This is a genomic window from Aeromicrobium sp., assembly GCF_049587115.1.
Classification (GTDB): Bacteria; Actinomycetota; Actinomycetes; order Propionibacteriales; family Nocardioidaceae; genus Aeromicrobium.
In genome coordinates this window covers 1-5,347 of the sequence record NZ_JBAVDI010000124.1, presented here as the reverse complement: position 1 = coordinate 5,347, position 5,347 = coordinate 1, and the positions used below count along the sequence as shown (strand labels likewise).

Annotated in this window: 5 protein-coding genes; 1 reads left to right on the top strand and 4 read right to left on the bottom strand. The window is 67.1% G+C overall.

The features are described 5' to 3' along the window. A partial coding sequence (locus tag WB461_RS11380; protein ID WP_423852848.1) for an NAD(P)/FAD-dependent oxidoreductase occupies nucleotides 1-708 on the top strand: 708 nt, incomplete at its 5' end. 1 nt (nucleotide 709) lies between these two features. On the opposite strand, the gene WB461_RS11375 is transcribed toward WB461_RS11380, so the two are convergent. The 4 genes from WB461_RS11375 to icmF all read right to left on the bottom strand — a co-directional run. Continuing rightward, complete coding sequence (locus tag WB461_RS11375; protein WP_423852847.1) at nucleotides 710-1,477, bottom strand: helical backbone metal receptor; 768 nt, start codon at nucleotides 1,475-1,477, stop codon at nucleotides 710-712. Next, a complete protein-coding gene (locus WB461_RS11370) occupies nucleotides 1,474-1,980 on the bottom strand; it encodes a thioesterase family protein (RefSeq protein ID WP_423852846.1) in 507 nt (168 codons plus the stop codon). Before WB461_RS11370 ends, WB461_RS11375 begins: the two co-directional genes overlap by 4 nt. 81 nt (nucleotides 1,981-2,061) lie before the next feature. After that, a complete protein-coding gene (locus tag WB461_RS11365) occupies nucleotides 2,062-2,601 on the bottom strand; it encodes a hypothetical protein (protein ID WP_423852845.1) in 540 nt (179 codons plus the stop codon). 84 nt (nucleotides 2,602-2,685) lie between these two features. Then, a partial coding sequence (gene icmF / locus WB461_RS11360; RefSeq protein ID WP_423852844.1) for a fused isobutyryl-CoA mutase/GTPase IcmF occupies nucleotides 2,686-5,347 on the bottom strand: 2,662 nt, incomplete at its 5' end.

Sequence of the window (5,347 nt, the reverse complement as noted above, 5' to 3'; positions counted from 1 at the left end):
GCCCGCAAGTCCCTGGAGAAGCGCGATGTCGATCTGCGCCTCGGGACGGCGGTCAAGGAAGTCCGTGCCGATGGTGTGCTCGTCGAGCACGACGGCACGGAGGAGTTCCTCCCGGCTGGCATCGTGGTGTGGGCCAGTGGCATCACGGCGCACTCCACCGTGGGCGACTATGCCGTGCCGCAGGGACGCGGTGGGCGCATCGAGACCGACGAGCACCTGCGGGTCAAGGGCGTGGACGACGTCTTTGCGATCGGCGACATCTCGATCAGTCCCGACGAGCCGCTGCCGCAGCTCGCGCAGCCGGCGATCCAGGGCGGCAAGCACGTCGCCAAGGTCATCAAGGCGGACCTCAAGGGCAAGACCGTCAAGGCGTTCAAGTACACCGACAAGGGCACGATGGCCACGATCGGACGCTCGTCGGCGGTCGCGGAGATCAAGTTCCTCCCCCGCCTGCGCGGCTTCCCGGCCTGGATCATCTGGGTCGGCCTGCACGTCGCGACGCTGCTGGGCAACCGCAACCGGTTCGCGACAATGATCAACCTGACCGCCAAGTACCTGGTCTGGGGCAGCCACAACGCGATCGTCGGTGAGACGCCGCCGGTCGTCGCGCTCAAGCCGGTCACGCTCGAGGCCCGCGAGCCACGCAAGGCCGTGTCCCGGTCGGCCGCACGCCGAGCTGCCGATGGCATCCAGCCGCCCAGGGCCTGATTCAGCCTCGGGGCTCGTGGCTTCGTAGCATCGTCTCGAGCTCGGCGCGCGCGGTCAGCATCGACGGGCCGTACCAGGTCAGTGATCGTCCCGACACCAGCGCGGTCGGCGCCTTGGTGAATGCCTCCGGCCCGTCGTCCGCCGCGAAGACGTACGGCTCGTCGGGCAGCAGGACCAGGTCGACGGCGCCCGAGTCCACTTCGGAGAGCTCGACGTGGGGGTAACGATCCGGGCTCTCGCCGAAGGCGTTCACGACGCCGAGCCGGTCGATCAGGTCGCCGGTGAACGTCCGTGAGCCGACGACCATCCACGGATCGCGCCAGATCGGGATCGCGACCCGGCGACCGGACGGCTGGGACGGCTCGGCCCACACCGCCTGCGCCTCTGTCAGCCACGGTGGCACCTCCCAGCCGAGGGCCTCGGTGAACATCCGGGTCATCGACGTGAAGGCCTGGTCGACCGTCTCGATCACGGTGACCCACACCTGGATTCCGGACTCTCGGAGTCGTCGGATGTCGAGCTCGCGATTCTCCTCCTGATTGGCGATCACCACGTCCGGGGAGAGGTTGGCGATGGCGGTGCGGTCGGGATTCTTGGTCCCGCGGACTCGTGTGACGTCGAGCTCTGCGGGATGCGTGCACCAGTCGGTCGCGCCGACGAGCGCGCCGGGTCGGGTCGCAGCTATCGCCTCGGTCAGCGAGGGGACGAGCGAGACGATGCGACGAGCCGGGGAGGTGGCGCCGAGCGGATGCCCGAGATCGTCGTTCACGCGGAGCGTCGCACGCCCATGGAACCACTGAGGGGTGCCGGCCAGGCAACGTCGTCCTGCTTGAGCGCGCTGTCGAGCAGGTCGCGCACGTCGTCGGGGAATGGCGTCGGCCGGCGCGTCGTCATGTCCATGTGCACGAGCGTCGCCTCCATGACGCACGCGAGTCGACGCTGCGACTCGTTGACGATCAGGCTGACCGAGTGCAGCGCCTTGTCCGAGCGGGCGATCAGCCGGACGTGAACCGAGATCTTCTCGCCCTCGATCATCTCCGAGAGGTACGTCAGGTGGTGCTCCACCGTGAAGGTCGACAGGCCACGTGCCGCGATGTAGTCCTCCGGCATGCCGAGTTCGCGCTGGCAGCGATCCCACAGGGCCGTACCCCCGAGCTGGAGATACCTGCCGATGTTCATGTGACCGTTCTCGTCGATGAACTCGGCCGGGACGGATCGCTCCAGATGGGCCGGGATCTGCCGGATCTGGTCATAGGTGGGAAGGGTGCTCACGTCTCGACGATAGGCCGAGAGCCGGGCCCGGTCACCCAAGGGGTTCGGAGCCCGGCTCCACCAGCACGTGGTCCGCCAGATTCAGACGGTGTCGTCCCGCCGAGCGTGCGAGGCGTCGTGCATCGGGTCGCCGGCGGGCTCGTCCGCATTCTCGGCCGCGGCATTCATGTGCCGACGCGATCCGTCGTCGTGCACATCCGGGTCGATCCGGTCCGCCTCGGCGAGTCGCTCGTCCACAGCATCTCGCTGCTGCGTTGCCTCGTGGTCTCGATCGGCGGCCTGCTGCTCGAGCCGGTCGGCGGCGAGTCGCGCCTCTTCGGCGTCGGCGTGCGCGGTGGCCGCATCGGCCTCGCTGCGCTGCGCCTCGACGCTCGCCACGTGTGCCTCGTCCCGGATGCCCGTGGCTTCGACGCGTCGGCGCTCATTGTCCTCGCGCTGCTTGACCTGCTTGTTCGTCGATGCGCGACGGCTCGCCATGACCAGCGCCAGCACCACGACCACGACCGCAATCGCCGCGACGACCCATACCCACCAGTCGATGTCCGACATCTCAGTTCCCTCCTTGAGCAGGACCTCGGTGGCCCCGCGCAGAGATGTCGTACCCACATCAGGCCGATTCACGCATGGACTCCCACTGGGCGCGAGCGGCGCGGCATCGGACGCCCGAAATCCGGACCTGTACGCCTGGGCCGTGGACGAGTGAGGTCAGACGTTTCTGCGGTACTGGCCGCCGACCTCGAAGAATGCCTCGGTCACCTGCTGCAGTGAGCAGACCCGCGCGGCGTCCATCAGAACGGCAAAGACATTCTCGTCGTGGATCGTCGCGAGTCGCAGTCGCTCGATGGCCTTGGCCGCATCAGAGGAGTGCGATTCCTGGAAGCTCCGGACCCGGGCGAGCTGCGACTCCTTCTCGGCCTCGGTCGCGCGAGCGAGCTCGACCGTCGGCGCCTCGGTCTCGGACTCGGGCTTGCGGAACGTGTTGACCCCGATGATCGGCAGCGATCCGTCGTGCTTGCGGTGCTCGTACAGCATCGACTCATCCTGGATGCGTCCACGCTGGTAGCCGGTCTCCATCGCACCGAGTACTCCTCCGCGCTCGCTGAGCGCGTCGAACTCGGCCAGCACGGCCTTCTCGACCAGGTCGGTGAGCTCATCGGTGATGAACGCACCCTGGGTGGGATTCTCGTTCATCGCCAGACCCCACTCCTTGTTGATGATCAGCTGGATCGCGAGGGCGCGGCGGACAGACTCCTCGGACGGAGTCGTGACTGCCTCGTCGTAGGCATTGGTGTGCAGGCTGCTCGCGTTGTCGTAGATCGCGATGAGTGCCTGCAGCGTCGTGCGGATGTCGTTGAAGTCCATCTCCTGCGCGTGCAACGAACGCCCCGACGTCTGCACGTGGTACTTCATCTTCTGCGAGCGCTCGTTGGCGCCGTACTTCTCCTTCATCGCGATGGCCCAGACACGACGCGCGACGCGACCGAGCACGGAGTACTCCGGGTCCATGCCGTTGGAGAAGAAGAACGACAGGTTGGGCGCGAAGTCGTCGACGTCCATGCCGCGGGCGAGGTACGACTCGACGTAGGTGAAGCCGTTCGACAGGGTGAATGCGAGCTGGCTGATGGGGTTCGCCCCGGCCTCGGCGATGTGATAGCCCGAGATGGACACGGAGTAGAAGTTCCGCACCCCCTCGTCGATGAAGTACTGCTGGATGTCGCCCATCATCCGGAGCGAGAACTCGGTGGAGAACAGACATGTGTTCTGGCCCTGGTCCTCTTTGAGGATGTCGGCCTGCACCGTGCCGCGGACGTTCTGCAGCGCGAACGACCTCAGCTCGGCGTGCTCGATGTCGGAGGGGTCGCGGCCCTCGTGCTCGCGGAAGGCGGCGACCTGCTGATCGATCACGGTGTTGAGAAAGAAGGCCAGGACGGTGGGGGCGGGCCCGTTGATCGTCATCGACACCGAGGTCGACGGCGAGACGAGGTCAAAGCCGTCGTACAGCGCCTTCATGTCGTCGAGCGTCGAGATCGAGACGCCGGAGGTGCCGACCTTCCCGTAGACGTCGGGGCGTGGGTCGGGGTCACGACCGTAGAGCGTGACCGAGTCGAACGCCGTCGAGAGGCGAGTCGCTTCGCCGTCGTGGGACAGCAGCTTGAACCGGCGGTTGGTGCGGAAGGGGTCGCCCTCACCGGCAAACATGCGGGCCGGGTCCTCGCCGTCGCGCTTGAATGGGAACACGCCCGCGGTGAACGGGAAGTGGCCCGGGAGGTTCTCCTTGCGCCAGAAGCGCACGAGCTCACCGTGGTCGGTGACCTTCGGCAGGCAGACGCGGGGGATCTTGTTGCCGGACAGCGACTCGCGGGTCAGCTGGGTGTGGATGTCCCGGCCGCGGATCCTGGTGACCATCTCGTCACCGGAATACGACTCGACGATCGACGGCCACGCCTCGATGCTGTCGCTGATCCCGGTGGGCACGGCCTTCCTGGCCTCGAGGGCGAGCTCGCCCAGCTCGTCCTTCGAGGCTGTCGACAGGTGATCTTCGCTGGCCACCAGCTCGAGCCGTTGTGCCCGGCCCGCCGCCTGCGCGAAGATCTCGGTGTCGGCATGAAAGCCGCGGATCGTCTCGGTGATCTCCGAGAGGTAGCGCACGCGATCCGATGGCACGACCTGTCGGATGCCGCTGGAGAAGCGGACGTCGACGTGCGGGAGGACCCCTTCGGCAATCGTGAGTCCCTGCTCGCCCAGCAGGTCTCGCAGGTGCTGATACAGCGCCGTGACGCCATCGTCGTTGAACGTCGCCGCCGAGGTGCCGAAGATCGGCATGTCCTCGGGCCGCATGCCGAATGCCTCCCGGTTGCGCACCATCTGGCGGCCGACGTCGCGCAGGGCATCCTTGGCACCGCGACGCTCGAACTTGTTGATCGCAACGATGTCGGCGAAGTCGAGCATGTCGATCTTCTCCAGCTGGGACGCGGCGCCGAACTCCGGTGTCATGACATACATCGACGTGTCGACGTAGGGAACGATCGCCGCGTCACCCTGGCCGATGCCGGGAGTCTCGACGATGATCAGGTCGAACCCCGCGGCCTTGGCGATCGAGATCACGTCGGGCAGCGACTCGGGCAGCTCGCGCGAACCCCTGGTCGCGAGCGACCGGAAATAGGCACGCTCGCCGTCCAGGGAGTTCATCCGGATGCGATCGCCGAGCAGTGCACCGCCGCCGCGTCGCCGGGTCGGATCGACCGCGATCACCGCGATGCGCAGCTTGTCCTGCTGGTCCACTCGGAAGCGGCGGACGAGCTCGTCGGTCAGTGAGGACTTGCCGGAGCCGCCCGTGCCGGTGATGCCGAGCACGGGGGCGGTGTGA